This is a genomic window from Paenirhizobium naphthalenivorans (assembly GCF_007992095.1).
In the GTDB taxonomy this organism is placed as follows: Bacteria; Pseudomonadota; Alphaproteobacteria; order Rhizobiales; family Rhizobiaceae; genus Allorhizobium; species Allorhizobium naphthalenivorans.
The window spans coordinates 43,692-62,310 of sequence record NZ_BJZP01000016.1 but is presented as its reverse complement, the minus strand read 5'-3'; the positions used below and the strand labels follow the sequence as shown (position 1 = coordinate 62,310).

At 62.4% G+C, this 18,619-nt stretch carries 15 protein-coding genes; 13 read left to right on the top strand and 2 right to left on the bottom strand.

Annotated elements, in window-relative coordinates; genetic code table 11:
- Nucleotides 1–15 precede the first annotated feature (15 nt).
- Nucleotides 16–636 (bottom strand): TetR/AcrR family transcriptional regulator, encoded by a 621-nt coding sequence (locus RNA01_RS15465; RefSeq protein WP_147181118.1) that lies wholly within the window; start codon nt 634–636, stop codon nt 16–18.
- A gap of 256 nt (nt 637–892) precedes the next feature.
- On the opposite strand from RNA01_RS15465, the gene RNA01_RS15460 reads away from it, so the two are divergent.
- The 12 genes from RNA01_RS15460 (at nt 893) to RNA01_RS15405 (ending at nt 16,146) form a co-directional block, all read left to right on the top strand.
- On the top strand, nt 893–2,161 hold the full coding sequence (locus tag RNA01_RS15460) for a metallophosphoesterase family protein (RefSeq protein WP_147181117.1): 1,269 nt from the start codon (nt 893–895) through the stop codon (nt 2,159–2,161).
- The gene (locus tag RNA01_RS15455) at nt 2,161–5,655 is read left to right on the top strand and encodes an AAA family ATPase (protein WP_147181116.1); all 3,495 of its coding nucleotides are present in this window, start codon (nt 2,161–2,163) and stop codon (nt 5,653–5,655) included. Before RNA01_RS15460 ends, RNA01_RS15455 begins: the two co-directional genes overlap by 1 nt.
- 134 nt (nt 5,656–5,789) lie before the next feature.
- The gene (locus tag RNA01_RS15450; RefSeq protein ID WP_235916670.1) at nt 5,790–6,545 is read left to right on the top strand and encodes a pseudouridine synthase; all 756 of its coding nucleotides are present in this window, start codon (nt 5,790–5,792) and stop codon (nt 6,543–6,545) included.
- Nucleotides 6,546–6,630: 85 nt separating this feature from the next.
- Complete coding sequence (locus RNA01_RS15445; RefSeq protein WP_147181114.1) at nt 6,631–7,326, top strand: VIT1/CCC1 transporter family protein; 696 nt, start codon at nt 6,631–6,633, stop codon at nt 7,324–7,326.
- Nucleotides 7,327–7,436: 110 nt separating this feature from the next.
- Nucleotides 7,437–8,447 (top strand): GlxA family transcriptional regulator, encoded by a 1,011-nt coding sequence (locus RNA01_RS15440; protein WP_147181113.1) that lies wholly within the window; start codon nt 7,437–7,439, stop codon nt 8,445–8,447.
- A 307-nt stretch (nt 8,448–8,754) separates the two neighbouring features.
- On the top strand, nt 8,755–10,038 hold the full coding sequence (locus tag RNA01_RS15435) for an NAD(P)/FAD-dependent oxidoreductase (RefSeq protein ID WP_147181112.1): 1,284 nt from the start codon (nt 8,755–8,757) through the stop codon (nt 10,036–10,038).
- 86 nt (nt 10,039–10,124) lie between these two features.
- A complete protein-coding gene (locus RNA01_RS15430) occupies nt 10,125–11,006 on the top strand; it encodes an ABC transporter permease (protein WP_147181111.1) in 882 nt (293 codons plus the stop codon).
- Nucleotides 11,003–11,818, top strand: a complete 816-nt coding sequence (locus RNA01_RS15425) for an ABC transporter permease (protein ID WP_147181110.1) — start codon at nt 11,003–11,005, stop codon at nt 11,816–11,818. Before RNA01_RS15430 ends, RNA01_RS15425 begins: the two co-directional genes overlap by 4 nt.
- 41 nt (nt 11,819–11,859) lie before the next feature.
- On the top strand, nt 11,860–12,921 hold the full coding sequence (locus RNA01_RS15420) for an ABC transporter substrate-binding protein (RefSeq protein ID WP_147181109.1): 1,062 nt from the start codon (nt 11,860–11,862) through the stop codon (nt 12,919–12,921).
- A 63-nt stretch (nt 12,922–12,984) separates the two neighbouring features.
- Nucleotides 12,985–13,605 carry a helix-turn-helix domain-containing protein gene (locus tag RNA01_RS15415; protein ID WP_147181108.1) on the top strand — a complete coding sequence of 207 codons (621 nt, stop codon included), beginning with the start codon at nt 12,985–12,987 and terminating at the stop codon, nt 13,603–13,605.
- Nucleotides 13,595–14,680, top strand: coding sequence for an ABC transporter ATP-binding protein (locus RNA01_RS15410; RefSeq protein ID WP_147181107.1), 1,086 nt, complete (start codon nt 13,595–13,597; stop codon nt 14,678–14,680). Before RNA01_RS15415 ends, RNA01_RS15410 begins: the two co-directional genes overlap by 11 nt.
- A 38-nt stretch (nt 14,681–14,718) precedes the next feature.
- Nucleotides 14,719–16,146 carry an aldehyde dehydrogenase family protein gene (locus RNA01_RS15405; RefSeq protein WP_147181106.1) on the top strand — a complete coding sequence of 476 codons (1,428 nt, stop codon included), beginning with the start codon at nt 14,719–14,721 and terminating at the stop codon, nt 16,144–16,146.
- A 148-nt stretch (nt 16,147–16,294) separates the two neighbouring features.
- Here the strand turns inward: RNA01_RS15405 and RNA01_RS15400 are convergent, their stop codons facing one another.
- Nucleotides 16,295–17,203 carry a GlxA family transcriptional regulator gene (locus RNA01_RS15400; protein WP_147181137.1) on the bottom strand — a complete coding sequence of 303 codons (909 nt, stop codon included), beginning with the start codon at nt 17,201–17,203 and terminating at the stop codon, nt 16,295–16,297.
- Between the two features lie 160 nt (nt 17,204–17,363).
- Here RNA01_RS15400 and RNA01_RS15395 point away from each other — a divergent pair, with 160 nt between their 5' ends.
- Entirely contained in the window at nt 17,364–18,614 is a 1,251-nt protein-coding gene (locus tag RNA01_RS15395) for a sarcosine oxidase subunit beta family protein (RefSeq protein ID WP_147181105.1), read from the top strand.
- Nucleotides 18,615–18,619: the final 5 nt, after the last annotated feature.

Below are 18,619 nucleotides of genomic sequence, written 5' to 3'. Positions count from 1 at the left end.
CCAAGGTTGCGAAAATCAGCGTTTGAGCGCTCGAATGGCGAAATCGGTCAGTTCCTGCGGCGAGGCGCGGTTTTCCTTGTAAAGGCATTGCGCCACCAACTGCGGATGGCTGAGCAAGAGTGTACTCGCTCCGAAACAGCGGGCGGCGACGCGTGCGTCCTGCGCCACGAATTCTCCGTCCGCGATCCCGTCAGAGATGATGGTCTCGACCACGTCGTTCATCCGGTCGATATGCCGCTCGATCGCATCCCAGTTCTGCTCGATCGCGACGATGACCATCTCATGCACCTTCTCGGCGTCCATCATGGTCTCAACCGTCATCCGGTGTTCCATTTCGACGAAACGACGCAGCCTTTCCTCGGCACTGACGGGCATGGCGGCAATCTGCAGTGCACGCTCGTGGCCCGCACCCAGCATGCTACGGCAGAGTTCCTGGAGGATCTCGTTCTTGGAATCGAAGAAACGGTAGATGTTGGCGGGCGACATGCCAAGGTCGCGAGCGATGTCCGCCACCGTGGTCTTGCCATAGCCATAATGGCGGAAAAGACGTTCGGCGGCTTCAAGAATGCGCCTGATATTTTCCTGCCGCACGGCACTGTCCGGGTGCTGTTCGGCGGGCGAATGGGAAGCGTTCATATTGCCTATCTCTGATGACTGACGAATATCGAATTTCGTCACTATTAAATCGTCAGACCAATTTTGTCAATTATGGTGCGCGCTACCGAACCGCTGGGGTTGGCGGCAGCAGAAAGAGTGGACCGGACCAACGGCCGTGAAATGACTTGTTGCTTGCGACCATGTCCCTATATCGTGAACGCGGGCACTGGGGGGGGTACCGCGCCCGTCCAACCGGCGGCATAACCGCAAGAACAACAACCTGAATGAACCGCTGATGGCCTTTCGCTTCATCCATACCGCCGACATCCACCTCGATTCACCGCTACGCTCGCTCTCGTTGCGCAATCGTGACTTGGCTGAACTGATCGGCAATTCGACCCGCCAGGCGCTCACCGCCATTGTCGACCTCTGCATTGCCGAGCAGGTGGACGCGCTTGTCATCGCCGGCGACCTCTACGACGGCGAGCAGACCTCGATGAAGACCGCGCGCTTTCTTGCCGCGCAAATGCAGCGGCTGGCCGAGGCAGGTATCGCCGTGCACACAATCCGCGGAAATCACGACGCGCTGTCGCGCATCACCCAGGAGCTCATCCTGCCGCCCTCGGTGAAGATCTACGGCGGTCGCGCCGAAACGGTTGAGATGGAAAAGGCCGGCCTCGGCATCGCCTTCCATGGCCTGAGCTTCTCCCGCCCGCAGGCACCGGAAAGCCTCCTGCCGAAATACCGGCCGCCGCTTGCCGACCGGGTCAATATCGGCATCATGCACACAAGCCTCGATGGCGCCCCCGGCCACGACGTCTATGCGCCCTGCGGCCTCGCCGATCTCCAGGCGTCGGGTTTCGACTACTGGGCGCTCGGCCACATCCACCAGCGCAGCCAGTATGACGGACGTACCACGGTGGTCATGTCCGGAATGCCGCAGGGTCGGGACATCAATGAAGCCGGACCGAAATCCGTATCGCTGGTCACCGTGCAAGACGACCGAACCGTCAGCGTCGAGGAAAGACCCACCAGCATCGCCGAATTCGGGCGGGTCGCTGTCGACCTGAGCGCAGCGACCGCCTGGCATGAGGTCGCCGACAGTATCGAACGGGCCGTGGCAGGCGAGCGAGCAGCAAGCGGTTCAAGCCATCTCGTCGCACGCCTGATGTTGACCGGGCAGACACCGCTGTCCTGGCGGATGCGCCGCGACCGGGACCTCTTGCTTGCCGAAGCCGAGCAGCGCGCCGAAAGCCTTGGTCGGACATGGATCGAGAAGATCGAGATCCGCACAGAACCGCCGGCCGAGACAACCGGCAAGGCGACCGCCGATCCGTTGATCGAGCTTGGAGCGCTGATGCGCGACGATGTCGCCGCCCGCCATGGCCTGCGCGAGGACATCCGCCAGATGGTCAAGGACCTTCGCGACGAACTGCCGCCCGAAAGCCGCGGCTTTGCCGGTAACGATGAGGCGCAATTCGAGGCCTATGTCGATCAGTTGCTGACAGAAGGCGGTGACGATGTCCTCGCCCGGCTGAGGGCCGAAGCGGCGGAGGCCTCCTGATGCGGCTCCGGCGCCTCGACCTCACCCGCTACGGCCGATTCACCGACTATGCGATCGACTTCGGCGCGGCGCCCCCCGGCGCACCGGATCTGCATATCGTCTACGGTCTCAACGAAGCCGGAAAATCGACATCACTGTCCGCCTATCTCGATCTGCTCTACGGCATCGAGGAACGCAGTCGCTACAATTTCCTGCACGCTTACAATGCCATGCAGATCGGCGGCTGCCTGGAATTCAACGGCGGGACTCATGAATTGAAGCGGGTCAAACAGCGAACAAATGCGCTGCTTGACGGCCGCGGCGAGCCGGTTCCCGAAGCGCTCCTCTCGACACCGCTTGCCGGCATCAGCCGCGAGGCCTACCGCACCATGTTCTCGCTCGACGACGTGACGCTCGAGGAAGGCGGCAATGCGATCCTGCAGAGCAAGGGCGATCTCGGCGAGCTGCTGTTTTCGGCCAGCGCAGGCCTTGCCGGCGTCAGCACCACCCTCGGCGCGATCTCGGACGAGGCCGACACGCTCTACAAGAAGCGCGCGCGCTCGACCCGGATCGCCGAACTGAAGCAGAAGCTCGCGGAGCTCAAGACACGGCGCGACGAGATCGACACGCTTGCCTCCACCCATGCTGGCCTTGTCGCGGCGCTTGCCCAGGCGCAGAGCGCCTATGAGGAGGCTATTCACGAGCAAGGGACGATGAAAGCGCGGCGGGAGGCCATCACCCGAATGCTGAGAGCCCGCCCACTCGTCGGTGAATATCGGCGCTTGGCCGCCGACCTTTCCTTGTGCACGGATCTGCCGCGCGCGCCAGCCGACTGGGCCCGCGAACTGCCGAAACTGATGGAAGAGGAGACACGTCTTTCTACCCGGATTGCAGGCATCGAAGCCGACGTAGAACGCGTGCGCGCCCAGATCGAGGCCATCTCCGTCGATTCAGCCATCCTGGCGCTCTCGGAACGAGTAGGCCAGTTGGACAAAGGTCAAGCGCGCTTCGCCAGCGCCGAGGAGGATCTGCCGAAACGCCGCATCGCCCTTGCCGAGCGCCAGGCGAATATTGCTGCCGTCCTCGCGCGACTGGGACAGTCGGACTGCAAGGCACCCGAAGCGCTCCTTCTCCCGGCGGCCACCGTCGGCACACTGCGCGACCTGATCGAGATACGCTCCGGCGTAGAAGCAAGGCTTGCTACCGCGACGAAAGAGATGACCGCCGCCCGAGCTACGAACGAACGGCTCGAGGCCGAGTGCAAGGGGCTTGTCGAAGAGAAACCACCTACTGAACCGATGTCGATTAGCCGGCTAATTACTGCGCTCGCGGTGATCCGCCGCAGCGATCATGCGACACGGCTACGGCTCGCCGAACGCGGCCTGCCGGAACTCAATCGCCGTTTCCAGGCGCTGGCGCAATCGCTCGCCCATCTATTGGACCACGACGAAGCCGATGGCGAGGCACTGCGCGCGCTCAGCCTTCCCGAACCGCGCCAGGTCGAAGCCTGGCGCACGGCACTTACCGCCCTTGAACGGCGCATTGGCGACCACACGCAGCGCCGGCGCGAACTCGTGACCCAGCAGGGACAGATGCAGGCGCGGCTTGATGCCCTGCGGGCGGGCGGCGGACTGATCGACGATACGGAGGCCAGCCGAACGCGAAGCACACGCGACAACGCTTGGCGCGAACATCTCGACCGGCTTGACGCGGCAAGCGCCGAGGCTTTCGAGACCGCCATGCGAGAGGATGATTTGACGACCACTGCCCGTCTTGCGGCCATGCGCGACCTTGCGGAATTGCGGGCGCTCAACCAGGAACTGGCAGTGACCAGCGCAGCGATTGCGCGCCAGCAGGAACTGCTTGAAGAGGCCGGAGGTGAACACCAGGCCCTTCTTGGTGAGATTCACGCCACCCTGCCGCAGGCGCTGATCCGGACCGCCCAGAGCGGCCATGCGTCACTGCTTGGGCGCATCGACACGATCACCAGAGCGCGCGCCGATGCGATTGCCGCCTGGGAGCGTCTGGAAGAAGCCCGGCGCGAGATCGAAGAGGCGAAGGCCGACGCGGAACTGGACCGCCAGACCCTCGCTGCGGCAATGGGCTCGGCAGGCCTCGACGCGGGATTTGCCTCACTCGCCGAAATGGTCGAGGGTGCCGAGACGACAGTCGCTGGCCATACGGCTCGGGCGACTGCCCGTGAGGCCGCGGAAAAGGCACTTGCCGATCACAAGCGAGCGCTTGCCGAGAGAGCCCGCGAATTCGAACAGGCTAAGACGGCATTCGCCGAATGGCAGGCAGGTTTCACCTCAGCCCTTTCGGCAACATGGTTCGCCGAGACGACATCTGCCGGCGCCGTGCGCGAAATCCTCGAAACCCTGTCCGAGCTCGGTCCCGCCCTTCGCGAACGTGATGATCTCCTGCGCCGCATCGACACGATGGAGCGCGATCAGCAGAACTTCGCCGCCGACGTGCAAGCGATCCTGTCGGAGCTTGGCGAGAACACCGATCCGGATGCGATCGCCTCGGCGGCAACGGCCTTGGCCGCACGCCTCGAAACGGCAAGGCGCGACCGGGATGCGCGGTCGGGCAAGACGGGTGAGCTTGAGCGGCTCGGCGACGAGCGGCGCGCGCTGCAGCAGGCATTGGCCGATCATTCGGCCCGCAAGGCAGGGTTCACCGGGTTCTTCGGCGTGGAAACCCTGCCGGAAGTGGCCGTGGCGCTGGAAGCGGCCAATGAACGTGCCCGCCGGCAAGCGCGGCTTGGCGAGCTTGCCAACCTCATCCTCAGCGAGTTGCCGTCACCTTCGATCGAGACCGCTCTGGAACAGATAGAGGCAAGCGATTTCGAGCTCATCGAGCAGGAAGCGGCCGAACTTGCCGTGCGCCTCGACGACCTCGACGAGCGAACCCGGCAGCTCTTCGCCGACCGCACCCGCGCAACCGACCGGCTCGATGCGATCGGCGGCGACGACCAGGTGGCGCGCATAGAGGCCGAACGCCGCACCGTATTTCTTGAAATCGAGGAGCACGCGGCAACCTATCTCCGGCTGAAGAGCGGCGCGCTGATCGCCGGCGAGGCGCTGCGCGCCTATCGCGACAAACACCGCTCGTCGATGATGAAGCGCGCCTCGGAGGCCTTCCGCCTCATCACCCGCGGCGACTATGTCGGTCTCGCCACGCAACCAGACAAGGATCGCGAGACGTTGATCGGTCTTTCTCTCCGGGGGGGATCGAAACTGGCGAACGAAATGTCGAAAGGCACGCAGTTCCAGCTTTATCTGGCGCTGCGCCTGGCCGGTTACGAGGAATTTGCCGCCAGCCGCCCCTCCGTACCCTTCATCGCCGACGACATCATGGAGACCTTCGACGAGCCGCGCTCGGAAGAAGTGCTGCGGCTCTTTGGTGCGATGGCGAAAATCGGCCAGGTGATCTATCTCACCCACCATCGCCACCTCTGCGACCTGGCACGCCAGATCGTGCCAGAGGTCAGGATCCACGAAATCGCCAGCTGAACGTCGGACGGCGGCCTGTTCCCAGGCCAGTCCCGCACGATTTTTCCTTGACGCGGCGGCCCAGCCGCAGGCACTCGTTGCGTCATCGACAACCGCGGCCGGCCGGTCGCTCAGAACATCCGGATGGACCTCTGTTGGCCAGATCCCCGACCGCCGCACCCGGCACGCGCGTCACCCTGCCAAGGGCGCTCTCCAAGCTCGGCTACTGCTCTCGCACCCAAGCCGAGAAGCTGGTTGCCGGTGGCCATGTCACGGTCGGCGGCCGAATCGTCACCGACCTTTCCACCTGGGTCGACATCCGCGCCGACCACATCGAGGTCGATGGCAAGCCGATCAGCGCCGAGGCCAAGGTTTACTTGATGCTCAACAAGCCGCGTGGCCTCGTGACGACCCGCGACGACCCGGAAGGCCGCGAGACCGTGTTCTCCTGCCTCGAGCATCTCGACATTCCGCATGTGTCCCCAGTTGGCCGCCTCGATAAGGCAAGCGAGGGCCTGCTGCTCTTCACCAACGACACGGTACTCGCCCAGCGCTTGCTGGAACCCGAGAGCGACATCGCCAAAACCTACCACGTGCAGACGCGCGGCCGCCCGACCGAGGCCGACCTCGCCCGTATGAGGGCCGGCATTCTGGATGACGGAGAACTGCTGAAGGCAAAACGCGTGCGGGTCTTGCGGGAGGCCGACAGGACCTGCTGGCTCGAATTCGAACTGTGCGAGGGGAAGAACCGCGAGATCCGCCGGATGCTGGAGACAATCGGCTTCGAATGCCTTCGCCTTGTGCGAGTCTCCTTCGACGACTTGGTTCTCGGCGACCTGGAAAAGGGGAAAGCACGCTTCCTGACCGAAGCTCAGGTTGCGGCACTCAAGCGTCGCACCGGTCGGACCTAACCTTGCGAGAGAGTCCTTTCCTCTGGCACAGGCTTGCTGCTAGTTTGGGAATAACTAATGCCAATTAGAGAGCGGAGATCTCCTCATGAGCCGGCTGCACAGTGAAAACCATCTTGTCTCGCGCATCGGCTGGCTGCGTGCCGCAGTGCTCGGCGCCAATGACGGCATCGTCTCAACCGCAAGCCTGGTGGTCGGCGTCGCCTCGGCATCGGCCGCGAACTCGGAAGTCCTGGTGGCGGGTATCGCCGGCCTCGTTGCCGGTGCAATGTCGATGGCGGCCGGCGAATATGTCTCCGTCAGCTCTCAAGCTGACACCGAACAGGCCGATCTGGCCCGTGAGCGCATGGAACTTGAAACACAGCCGGAGTCTGAACGGGAAGAACTGGCGCAGATTTATGTGGCCCGCGGCGTCGAGCAAGAGCTTGCCCGCCAAGTCGCCGACCAACTGATGGCCAAGGATGCGCTTGCCGCCCACGCCCATGACGAGCTCGGCATTTCCGAGATGACGACGGCCCGGCCGATCCAAGCCGCGCTGACCTCGGCCGCGACTTTCTCCGTCGGCGCGGCCCTGCCTCTGCTGATGGTCGTCATTTCGCCGGTCAATCTGCTTGTCTGGACGGTGTCCATCGCCTCACTTGCCTTCCTTGCGCTGCTCGGCGCGATCGGCGCCAAGGCGGGCGGCGCAAACGTCTGGCGTGCCACGCTACGCGTCACCTTTTGGGGTGCCTTTGCCATGGCGCTCACAGCCGGCATCGGCGCGCTGGTCGGGACAGCGGTTTAGTCCAGAACCCCACGTAATCGATGACACTCGCCGACTGATATGGACAGAGCGAGAACGTCGCCATACGAATGGCGAGATTGACATGCATATGGTCAGAAGTGACACAACCTATGATCGACGACACGGTGGGAATAGCCATCGCCAGCTACCCCGAGGTCTGGCGAGCCTCGGTGCATGGCCTGACGGACATGTTCATGGTGGCAGAGCGGTATGATCGCCTGCAGTCTGCGTCGGAACCACGCCGCCTGAGGGTCAGCCACTACGCACTCGATGATGCAGGCTCGGTGTTGAAAGTGTTCGACACCCATCCCTCAGAAAGGGAGCGGGTCCCGGCCGCAGTCGTGCTCCCGCCTGCCATCGGCGACGAACTGCCCTTCGGCGAGCGGATGGGCGGCTTTCCCGAGTGGATCCGTACCCATCATCAATCGGGCGCCATCATCTGTTCGGCGTGCGGCGGCGTCTCTCTGCTGGCCCAGACTGGCCTTCTGGCCGGTCGCTCTGCGACGACCCATTGGCTGCACGGCGAAGCGATCGCCAAACGGCATCCGGATGTGCGCATCGACACCGACAAGATGCTGTTGGACGAGGGAGACATCATCACGGCAGGCGGCATGATGGCCTGGACCGATCTCGGACTGAGGCTGATCGACCGACTGCTCGGCGCCAACATCATGCTGGCGACCGCACGCTTCATGCTGATCGATCCGGGTGCGCGCGAGCAGAGTTTCTACTCGACGTTCACCCCTAGGCTGGACCATGAGGACATGGTCATCCTCGACATCCAGCACTGGCTGCACGGCACCGATACAAAGGGGCTCGGCGTACCGGCGATGGCCGAGCGTGCAAGGTTGGGTGAGCGCACTTTCCTGCGTCGCTTCCAGAAGGCGACCGGTCTCAATCCGACCGAATATGCCCAACGTCTGCGCGTTGCCAAGGCACGTGACCTGCTCGCGCAATCAAGCCTTTCGACTGAGCAAGTCGCTTGGGCGAGCGGCTATGAGGACGCCAACGCCTTCCGCAAGATCTTCCGCAAGATCGTCGGCGTCTCGCCCGGGGAATATCGCATGCGATTTTCGATCGTCACGCCCCCGGCCGAACGGGACGGGGATGTGACAGGCTAAGTACATCACCTCGGAGAAGCAGGGATGGAAGCCAGACTAGCGCCAACAAGCCCCCCATCTGCCCTCCTTCGTGTGAACTCTGACCGCGAACCAGCGCCCGTCACCGGTGAGGTGCATAGCCTCTTCTTGTCTGCGTCCGCCAGCTCACAGTCACCTGACCGACAACCTTGATCGCCAAATCCAACGCGACCGGCTTGACCCAACGGTATAGAGCATCATGTCGATTTTGTGAAACTTTGTTGACAGGTATTCTATTTCGTGAAACTTTCATTAAAAATTTCATAAATCAACATTTGTGAGAGAAGCGATGGGAATGCCGTTTTCAACGCCCATATGGCTGGCCCCGCAGTCCAGCAAACGCCCCGCCACACCCATAGAGGTGAACGAGGAGGTCGATCTGGTCATCGTTGGAGCCGGATTCCAAGGCCTTTCGGCAGCATTCCACGCCGTGGCGCTTGGACTCAAGGTGCGGGTCATCGAGGCTGCACAGGTGGGTTCGGGCGCGTCGGGCCTGAATGGCGGGCAGGTCATTCCGGGATTGAAATACGACCCCGAGTGGCTACTGGCCCATTTTGGGCCGGAGCGCGGCGAGGCCCTGGCGCGCTTTGCCGCATCAACCGCCGATGCCGTTTTCGACCTGATCGATCACCATCAACTCGACGTGCCGCGCAAGCGCAATGGCTGGATCCAGGCGGCACACACACAGACCGCGTCCGAAATGCAGGCCGAGCGTCACCGGCAATGGGTAGAAAGAGGAGCCGATGTGGCTCTTCTCGACGCCCGGCAGATCGCCGAGATGACTGGAACCTCGGGTTATGTGGGTGGCTGGCTTGACCGGCGCGCCGGGATCATCAATCCGCTCGCCTTCGTTCTGGAGTTGGCACGACTTGCGAGCGACGCAGGTGCCCGTATCGCCGAGAACGAAAGGGTTTCCGGTCTTCGACATGAAACAGGACTGTGGGTTGTCTCGACGCAGTCGGGCAAGGCGGTCCGAGCCAAATCAGTCCTCGTTGCCACCAATGCCTACTCGGACGGGCTGGTGCCTGGCCTGCGTCAAAGCCTTGTTCCACTGCATTCCTTCCAGATTGCCACCGCGCCGCTGACTGCGGCGCAAGATGCGGCGATCCTGCCGGGAGGGCATGCCATCTCGGATTCGCGGCGCATCCTCGTCTATTATCGCAAGACGGCGGATGGCCGACTCGCCATGGGTGGCAGGGGGCGGCTCGGACTGCCACGATCGGCCGACGACTGGGCCCACATCGAACGCGCCATGCGCCGTGTTTTTCCGGCGCTTGAAGACACGCCGATCGAGCGGCGCTGGTACGGCCGCGTCGCCATGACCATGAATCATCTGCCGCATATTCACGAGCCGGAACCCGGCTTGCTGATGGCGGCCGGCTGCCAGGGCAGGGGCGTCGGTCTGATGACGGCGCTCGGACCTTATCTGGCGCACTACGTCACGACCGGGGACCCGGCTGCGCTGCCATTTCCCATCACGCCGATCCGGCCGATCCCCTTTCACGCCTTTCGCCAGATCGGCGTTTCCGCAGCGATCGCCTGGTATCGGCTCCTGGACAGCCTGGAACGCTGACGCAGGCAAATGAAAATACGATTGACAATTTCACTTTAGTGAAAAAATATGGCGTATCCTTTCAGAAGATGAAGACGGTGTCGCAGATGGCTACAGCAGCAACAGAGGCAGAGCATAGTTCGAGCCAGCTTGGCTTTCGCGCTTCGATGTCTGCTCCCGGACTGCTTGTCACCTGTGTGCTGATCTTGTTCGCTTTGGCGCTGGTGCTTTTCCTCGCCTTCCGCGCAAATGACGGCTCGCTGATGGGCAGCGGCTTTACGGTGGCGAATTTCATCACCGTTCTCGGAGATGATCTCTATGCGACTGTCATTCTCAGGTCATTGGCGATTTCCGGGCTGGTAACGCTCGCGACAGTCGTGACGGCTTATCCGGTCGCCTATTTCCTCGCCTTCCATGCCGGCCGCTGGCGGGCGACCATCCTGTTTCTCGTGACCCTGCCGTTCTGGACGAGCTACCTGCTTCGGGTCTTCGCCTGGAAGGTGGTGCTCGCCTATAACGGCGTACTCAACTCGGCATTGCTCTCGCTCGGCGCGATCTCGGAGCCGTTGATGATCTTCCTCAATACTCCGGCGGCCGTGGTGGTGACGTTGGCCCATGCCTATGCCCCTTTCGCCATCCTGCCGATCCTGGTGTCGCTGCAAACGATTCCGCCGTCCCTGCTGGAAGCGGCAAGCGATCTCGGCGCTCGCCCGTTGCTGGCCTTCCGCCGGGTTGTTCTGCCAATGTCCATGCCAGGCGTCCTGGCGGCCGCGCTCGTGGTCTTCGTGCCGACGATTGGCGACTATGTGACACCCTCCATGGTCGGCGGTCCCGCCAGCACAATGATCGGATCACTGATTCAGGCCCAATTCGGCAAGGCCAATGACTGGCCATTCGGGGCCGCGCTTTCGATTACGGTCATGCTGGTGATCCTGCTGCTGGTCGCGCTTGTCCGGCTTGCCGACAGAAAATTCGGGAGCCGCACATGACCGTCACACGCCAACCCGCCAGCCACGCTCGTCTGCTCAGCGGCTATGTCGTTGCCTACATCGTTTTCCTTTACTTGCCGGTTGTGCTCATCCCGCTGTTCTCGTTCAACGATTCCATACAGGCGGCCTTTCCACTGAAGGGCTTTACGCTCGAATGGTATAGAACGCTGCTCGGCAATGAGGCGATTGCCGCCGCGCTCGGCAACAGTCTGATGATCGCCATCTCCTCGGCCGCCGTCGCAACCCTTTGCGGCACGACAATCGCCTACCTCGACGTCTATGCCAGCACACCATTGTCCTCTGTCATATCGGGCCTCTCGCGGCTGCCGATCCTGATCCCTGGTGTCATCGTCGGCATCGCGCTGCTCATTCTGGTCAACCTGCTGGGATTTGGCCCATCGCGGCTGGCGATAGGCATGGGTCATGTGCTGATTTGCCTGCCGACCACGGTGGTGATCATGCGGGGTCGCTTTTCGGCCATCCCGAAAAGCCTGGCAGAGGCTGCAAGCGATCTCGGCGCCCGCGACTTCGCGGTGTTTCGCCGGGCCATGCTGCCGCTTGCATGGTCGGCGGTGGCATCGGCCTTTATGCTGTCATTCCTGACCTCATTCGACGAATTCATCGTCGCCTTCTTTCTCGCCGGCGCCGAGCCAACGCTGCCGCTCTATATCTGGAGCCAACTGCGCTTCCCCAAATCGCTACCCGTCGTCATGGCGCTCGGCACATTGATCCTCGGCGTCTCCATCGTGTTGGCGACCGCCGCAGAGATCCTGCGCCGGTGGCAGCCATCACAGGCCGGAGGCAAGAGCTGAAATCGCATTCGTCATTCAAAAAAACAAAGAGGAGAACGAGCATGCAAACAAACAAGAGACGTATTCTGGGTGGTGTCGCCGCGCTGGCCCTTGGCCTTGGCTTTCTGACCGGTTCAGCCGCGGCCGAGGAAAAGCTGAAGTATTTCACCTGGTCGGGCTACGAACTGCCGGAGTTCAACCCGAGCTTCCTCAAGGCTCATGCTGATGGCGTCGAGGCGACCATGTTCGGCGATGACGACGACGCCTTCACCAAGGTCAAGGCCGGCTTCCGTCCCGACGTGGCCCATCCCTGCTACGATAAGATCGCCCGCTGGAACAAGGAGGGCCTGCTTCAGCCGATCGACACCTCGAAGATCAAGAACTGGAACAATATCTTCCCGGTATTTCGCAATCTGCCGGACCTGCAGGCCGGCGACGGCAAGGTCTGGATGATTCCGTGGGACTGGGGCAATACCTCGGTTCTGTACCGGACCGATCTGGTGCAAAATCCGGAGAACAGCTGGTCTCTGCTCTGGGACAAGCAGTATGCCGGTCGCATGGCGACAATCGACGCGGTTCACGACACACCGCTCGTCGCTGCGATCCTTGCTGGCGTCAATCCCTTCGACATGACCGATGCCGAAATGGACAAGGTTGCCGACAAGCTGCGCGAACAGCGCCCGCTCCTCGCCAGCTACACCACCGACATGACGTCGGTTGAACAGTCTCTCGCCAGCGGCGAACTGGTTGCGGCCATGACATGGAACGCATCGGCTGTGGCGCTCAAGAAGCAGGGCGTGCCGGTCGAGTTCATGAAGCCGAAGGAAGGCATGCTGACCTGGGCCTGCGGTTTCGTGCTGCTCAAGGATTCGAAGAATACCGATCTCGCCTATGACTTCATCAACAGCCGTCTCGAAGCCGAGTCCGGCAAATATCTGATTGAGGCTTATGGATACGGCAGTTCTACGTCCACGGCATTTGCCGCAGTGCCGCCGGAGACTCTCGAAAGCCTGCAACTACCGGCCGATCCAGAGGTTATGCTGAAGGAAACGGTCTTCACCGGACCGATGAAACAGAATGACAGCCTGGCCAAAATGTTCGAGAAGGTCAAAGCAGGCGGTTAAGGTATCCGGGCGCCGCCTGCCCGGCGGCGCCCATTTCTGTACACGAGGAAGCAGATACGGCACATGACCAGCGATCTTGACGAAGATTTGGTGAAAACAGCCAGCGACGTCGGCGAGGCCGACATCATGGTGGGGCGACGCATTCGCGCACTCCGGCTGGAGAGTGGTCTCTCCCTGGCCGAGCTCGCGGCCCGGGCTGGCATTTCGATCGGCGCGCTGAGCCAGATCGAGCGGGGCATGACGTCGCTCAGGGTCAAGGTCATCTGGCCGCTGGCGGCGGCACTGAACGTCGAGCCGTCGGTGCTGATCTCCGAGGGCAATGACATGTCGAGCGACATCTACTGCGTGCGGGCCGCCAACCGGCGTGATCTGCCGGTTCACTCGGAAGGTATCCGCAAGCAATTGTTATCGCCGCCTGGCGCCACACTCACAGGCATGACGGTCGAGGTGGAGCCAAATGGCGGTACGTCAGAGGCCTATTCCCACAGCGGCCACGAATTCGGCTTCGTCCTGAATGGGAGCGTCGAGTTGGTCGTCGATGCGACCAAATACATGCTGCGCCAGGGTGACAGCTTCGCTTTCAAGAGCACCTTGCTGCACTCCTTCCGCAATCCCGGCTCAGAGACATGCACCATTCTCTGGGTCAACACCGTCAAGCCGTCGGAGGTCCGGGATGGCAACTGAAGCACTACTGTCACTGTCCGGCGTCAACAAGGTTTTCGCCAATGACTGGATAGGCCTCGCCAATATCGATCTGACGATTGCTCAGGGCGAGTTTGTCAGCCTGCTCGGCCCCTCCGGCTGTGGCAAGACCACGACGCTACGCGTGATCGCCGGCTTCGAAATGCCGACATCCGGTTCGGTCCGCCTGGGTGGGCGCGAAATCACCTATCTGCGGCCGTTCGACCGACCGGTGAACACGGTATTTCAGGACTATGCGATCTTCCCACATATGGATGTCTCCGAGAATGTCGGTTTCGGGCTGTCGATCCGCAAGGTTCCAGCGGCCGAACAGCGCCGGCGCATTCTGTCGGCACTCGAACTGGTCGGCCTGGCCGACAAGGCGCAGTCCCGGGTGCAGGCGCTCTCCGGTGGCCAACGTCAACGCGTGGCCCTGGCCCGCGCCATCGTCTGCGAGCCGCAGGTGCTGCTGCTCGACGAGCCGCTGTCGGCGCTCGACGCTCATCTGCGCGAACAGATGCAGGTCGAACTCAAAAGCCTGCAGTCGCGCCTCGGCACCACTTTCGTCATGGTGACTCACGACCAGACAGAGGCGCTTTCGATTTCCGACCGGATCGCCGTGATGAACAAGGCTCGTATCGAACAGGTGGCAAGTCCAGCCGAACTCTACGACAATCCGGCCACCAAGTTCGTTGCCAGTTTCATCGGCACGATGAACCTGCTGCCCGCCATTTCGCTTGGCGCGGAGGGCGGGAGCATCAGGCTGGACGCCAACGGTCTGCCAGCCCTCGTGCCGGCGGATGCGGCCGCTTCAGCACAGGCAAAGGGCGCCATGACCCTGGGCGTAAGGCCGGAGGACCTATTGCTGGCCGAGGACAGCACGCCGGATTCGGCGCCGCTGACCATTACCAGCATCGTCTTTCACGGTCGTAGCCTGCGGGTACACGGCGATCTTCAAAGCGGCCGCGAAATTGTCCTCGACATTCCGCGCGAGAGCGAGCGGTCCGGCCTGCTTGCCGGCCAGCGTGCCCATGTACGCTTGCGTCCGGGAGCCGCATGCAGTTTGTTGCCGGCGTGATGCCTTTCATTTGCAAATCCAGTTCAGGAACCTGATCCATGTCACACAATATGAAATTCTTCATCGACGGCGCCTGGGTCGATCCGGTCATGCCGGCAGCTCTCGATGTCATCAACCCCGCGACCGAAGAGGCCTATACGCAAATCGCCGTCGGCTCGAAGGCTGATGTCGACAAGGCTGTTGCCGCTGCCAAGAGAGCCTTTGCAACCTTCTCCAGGACCTCGGTTGCCGAGCGCCTGGCGCTTTTGAAGAAGATCCTCGAAGTCTACAACGCCCGCTTCGAAGACATCGCGGTTGCCGTTTCCAACGAGATGGGCGCGCCGCTGTCGTTTGCCCGCGACGCCCAGGCCTGGGCCGGTCGAGCGCATATGGAATCGACCATCGAGGCGCTGGAAAACTACAAGTTCTCCGAAAAGCGCGGCTCGACCACCGTGGTCAAGGAACCGATCGGCGTCTGCGCGCTCATCACGCCGTGGAACTGGCCACTCAACCAGATTGTCTGCAAGGTCGCGCCGGCGATCGCCGCCGGCTGCACCGTGGTGCTGAAGCCGTCGGAAATCGCGCCGATCTCGGGCCTCGTCTGGGCCGAGGTCATGGAAGAAGCCGGTGTGCCGAAGGGCGTCTTCAACCTGATCAACGGCACCGGCCCCGATGTCGGCCAGGTCATGGCCGGCCATCCGGATGTCGACATGGTGTCCTTCACCGGCTCGACCCGCGCCGGCATCATTGTCGCCAAGACGGCCGCCGACACGGTCAAGCGCGTCGCCCAGGAACTAGGCGGCAAGTCGGCCAATATCGTGCTGCCAGATGCCGACCTTGAGGTCGCCGTCACCAAGGGCGTCCAGGGTTGCTTTGGCAATTCCGGCCAGTCCTGCGATGCGCCGACCCGTATGCTGGTTCCCGCCGACCGCCACGAGGAGGCGCTTAAGTTCGCCAAGGCAGCAGCCGAAGCCCACAAGGTCGGCAGCCCGACCGCCGATGACACCGATCTCGGCCCGGTCGTTTCTCAGCTTCAGTTCGACAAGATCCAGCGCCTGATCGAGACTGGTATCAAGGAAGGTGCGACCCTCGTTGCCGGTGGTCTTGGCCGTCCCGACGGCCTGAATCGCGGCTACTATGTCCGCCCGACCGTGTTCGGCAATGTCACCAAGGACATGACCATCGCGCGCGAGGAGATCTTCGGACCGGTCCTGTCGATCCTGCCCTACAAGACCGAAGAAGAAGCGATCGCCATCGCCAACGACACGGTCTACGGCCTGGCCGCCTACATCCAGTCGCAGGACATCGAACACGCTCGTGCGGTGGCCCGAGAAATGCGCGCCGGTTCGGTCTATCTCAACTACCCGGACTGGGACACGCACGCCCCGTTCGGCGGCTACAAGCAGTCGGGCAATGGTCGCGAATACGCCGACTTCGGCATTCACGACTTCCTCGAAATCAAGGGCATCGTCGGTTACGGCGAGTGATCTCTCATCACTGCCGCGGATCCCGTGATCCGCGGCAGTGATGTCACGGTTTCCGTTTTCCGGTTTTCCTAGGCGCCAGATCGGTGAGAAACCCCGGAGAGACGCGTCCCGCGCCAACGGCGCTACATTACCGGCCACACCGTCGATCTCACGGCGCGCGCCGGGGTATTCTGGCCGATTTTGGCGTTACACCGAAGTGTTCCCTGAAGGCCCGCGAGAAATGCGAGGCGCTGGAAAAACCCGTGGCGAAGGCCAGTTCCGAGATCGATAAGGGGCTCTGCTCCAGGAGACGACGGGCGTGGTCAAGCCGAATGCGCAGATAGGTCGCGTGGAAGCTGACCTTGAGGTGCTCGGCGAACAGGCGATCCAGGTGGCGCGGGCTTAGTCCGACCAGCCTCGCCATGGTCCGGCGGTCAAGCGGATGCTCGATCGTAGCCTCCATCTTTTCCAGCACACCGATCAGGCCCGGATGATGCGTTCCGAAACGTTCGCTCAAGGAACCACGCTGCGGCGCGGTCGGTTCCGCCACGGCGGTGTGAAGATACCAGTCGCTGACCCGCCTTGCGAAGGCGGAGCCGAAGCGGGCTTCTATGAGGGCATGCATCATGTCGAGCGGCGCCACGCCGCCGCCACAGGTGATCCGGTCGCCATCCAGCACATACCGAGCCTGGCGCGGAGCCAGATGCGGAAAGGCCTCGCGCATGGCCGGGGCATGTTCCCAGTGGATGGTGAAATCTCGGCCATCAAGCAGACCGGCAGCGGCGAGCAGGTAGGAGCCGCTGGAAATCGCGCCAATGCGCACCCCCTGTCGCGCCAGTCGGCGGAGCAGCGGATGAAGGTTGGCCGTATCCCTCCAGTCCTCGGGATTACCACCGGCGACGACGAAGATCGTATGACAACCGCCACCGATAACGGAAAGATCCTCGCAGGGCACGGCAAAGCCCGCGGAGGATTGGACGTCGCGACCGCCGATCGAAAGCGGCACGACGGTATAGAGGGCAGTCTGGGCGATCAGGTTCGCCGCCCGCAAGGGCTCGGTCGCCGACGCATAGGACATCAGCGCGAAATTCTGGGTCAGCACGAAGCCATAGCGCTGGGTGGAAGAGGAGCCGCCATCAATCACGTCTCTAATCTATCAGAAAATAGCTCGTTCATGCAATTGGGCTTAGTGCTTTCAGCCTAGTCTTCGTTTCGGTCTTCCAATCGAGCGGGCACGAATGCGGTATTCGGCACTTTCCATCTTTCTCAACGGTCTTCGCGGCAACAGGAATTGGGCCGCCCATTGGCGTCAGCCGGAGCCCAAGCCCCATTATGACGTGATCATCGTCGGCGGTGGCGGGCACGGTCTGGCGACGGCTTATTATCTGTCGAAGACCTTCGGGGCGAGGAACATCGCCGTGGTCGAAAAGGGCTATATCGGCTCCGGCAATGTCGGGCGCAACACCACGATCATCCGCTCGAACTACCTCTTGCCTGGCAATAATCCGTTCTACGAGTTCTCCATGAAGCTCTGGGAAGGGCTTGAGCAGGATTTCAACTTCAACGCCATGGTCTCCCAGCGCGGCGTGCTCAATCTCTATCATTCCGACGCCCAACGCGACGCCTATACGCGGCGTGGCAATGCCATGCGCCTGCATGGTGTCGACGCCGAACTGCTGGATCGCGATGCGGTCAAGGCAAAGCTGCCCTTTCTCGATTACGACAACGCCCGCTTCCCCATCCAGGGCGCCTTGATGCAGCGACGTGGTGGTACGGTGCGCCATGACGCGGTGGCCTGGGGCTATGCGCGCGGCGCCGACAGCCAAGGCGTCGACATCATCCAGAATTGCGAAGTGACGGGCATTCGCACCGAGGCCGGCAAGGCGGTCGGGGTGGAAACGACACGCGGCTTCATCGGCTGCGCCAAGCTGGCGCTGGCGGCGGCCGGCAATTCGTCGCGCGTGGCCGAGATGGCGGGGCTGAAACTGCCGATCGAAAGCCATGTGCTTCAGGCTTTCGTCTCGGAAGGACTGAAACCCTTCATCGATTGCGTCGTCACCTTTGGCGCCGGGCACTTCTATGTATCGCAATCCGACAAGGGCGGCCTGGTCTTCGGCGGAGACATCGACGGCTATAATTCCTATGCCCAGCGCGGCAACCTGGCGACCGTCGAGCACGTCGCAGAGGCCGGCAAGGCGATGATCCCGGCGCTGTCGCGCATCCGGGTGCTGCGGTCCTGGGGCGGCATCATGGACATGTCGATGGACGGATCACCGATCATCGACAAGGTGCATCTCGACAATCTCTACCTCAACTCCGGCTGGTGCTACGGCGGTTTCAAGGCAACACCCGCCTCCGGCTACTGCTTCGCCAATCTGATCGCGCGGGACGAACCCCATGAGACCGCCCGGGCCTTCCGGCTTGACCGGTTCCGGCGCGGATACCTGCTCGACGAGAAGGGCCAAGGCGCCCAGCCCAATCTGCATTGAAAGAA

Excerpts from the sequence above, each read along its gene's own strand:
- RNA01_RS15465 (WP_147181118.1), bottom strand. The coding sequence starts at position 636 with ATGAACGCTTCCCATTCGCCCGCCGAACAGCACCCGGACAGTGCCGTG.
- RNA01_RS15460 (WP_147181117.1), top strand. The coding sequence starts at position 893 with ATGGCCTTTCGCTTCATCCATACCGCCGACATCCACCTCGATTCACCG.
- RNA01_RS15455 (WP_147181116.1), top strand. The coding sequence starts at position 2,161 with ATGCGGCTCCGGCGCCTCGACCTCACCCGCTACGGCCGATTCACCGAC.
- RNA01_RS15445 (WP_147181114.1), top strand. The coding sequence starts at position 6,631 with ATGAGCCGGCTGCACAGTGAAAACCATCTTGTCTCGCGCATCGGCTGG.
- RNA01_RS15440 (WP_147181113.1), top strand. The coding sequence starts at position 7,437 with ATGATCGACGACACGGTGGGAATAGCCATCGCCAGCTACCCCGAGGTC.
- RNA01_RS15435 (WP_147181112.1), top strand. The coding sequence starts at position 8,755 with ATGGGAATGCCGTTTTCAACGCCCATATGGCTGGCCCCGCAGTCCAGC.
- RNA01_RS15430 (WP_147181111.1), top strand. The coding sequence starts at position 10,125 with ATGGCTACAGCAGCAACAGAGGCAGAGCATAGTTCGAGCCAGCTTGGC.
- RNA01_RS15425 (WP_147181110.1), top strand. The coding sequence starts at position 11,003 with ATGACCGTCACACGCCAACCCGCCAGCCACGCTCGTCTGCTCAGCGGC.
- RNA01_RS15420 (WP_147181109.1), top strand. The coding sequence starts at position 11,860 with ATGCAAACAAACAAGAGACGTATTCTGGGTGGTGTCGCCGCGCTGGCC.
- RNA01_RS15415 (WP_147181108.1), top strand. The coding sequence starts at position 12,985 with ATGACCAGCGATCTTGACGAAGATTTGGTGAAAACAGCCAGCGACGTC.
- RNA01_RS15410 (WP_147181107.1), top strand. The coding sequence starts at position 13,595 with ATGGCAACTGAAGCACTACTGTCACTGTCCGGCGTCAACAAGGTTTTC.
- RNA01_RS15405 (WP_147181106.1), top strand. The coding sequence starts at position 14,719 with ATGTCACACAATATGAAATTCTTCATCGACGGCGCCTGGGTCGATCCG.
- RNA01_RS15400 (WP_147181137.1), bottom strand. The coding sequence starts at position 17,203 with ATGTCCTATGCGTCGGCGACCGAGCCCTTGCGGGCGGCGAACCTGATC.
- RNA01_RS15395 (WP_147181105.1), top strand. The coding sequence starts at position 17,364 with ATGCGGTATTCGGCACTTTCCATCTTTCTCAACGGTCTTCGCGGCAAC.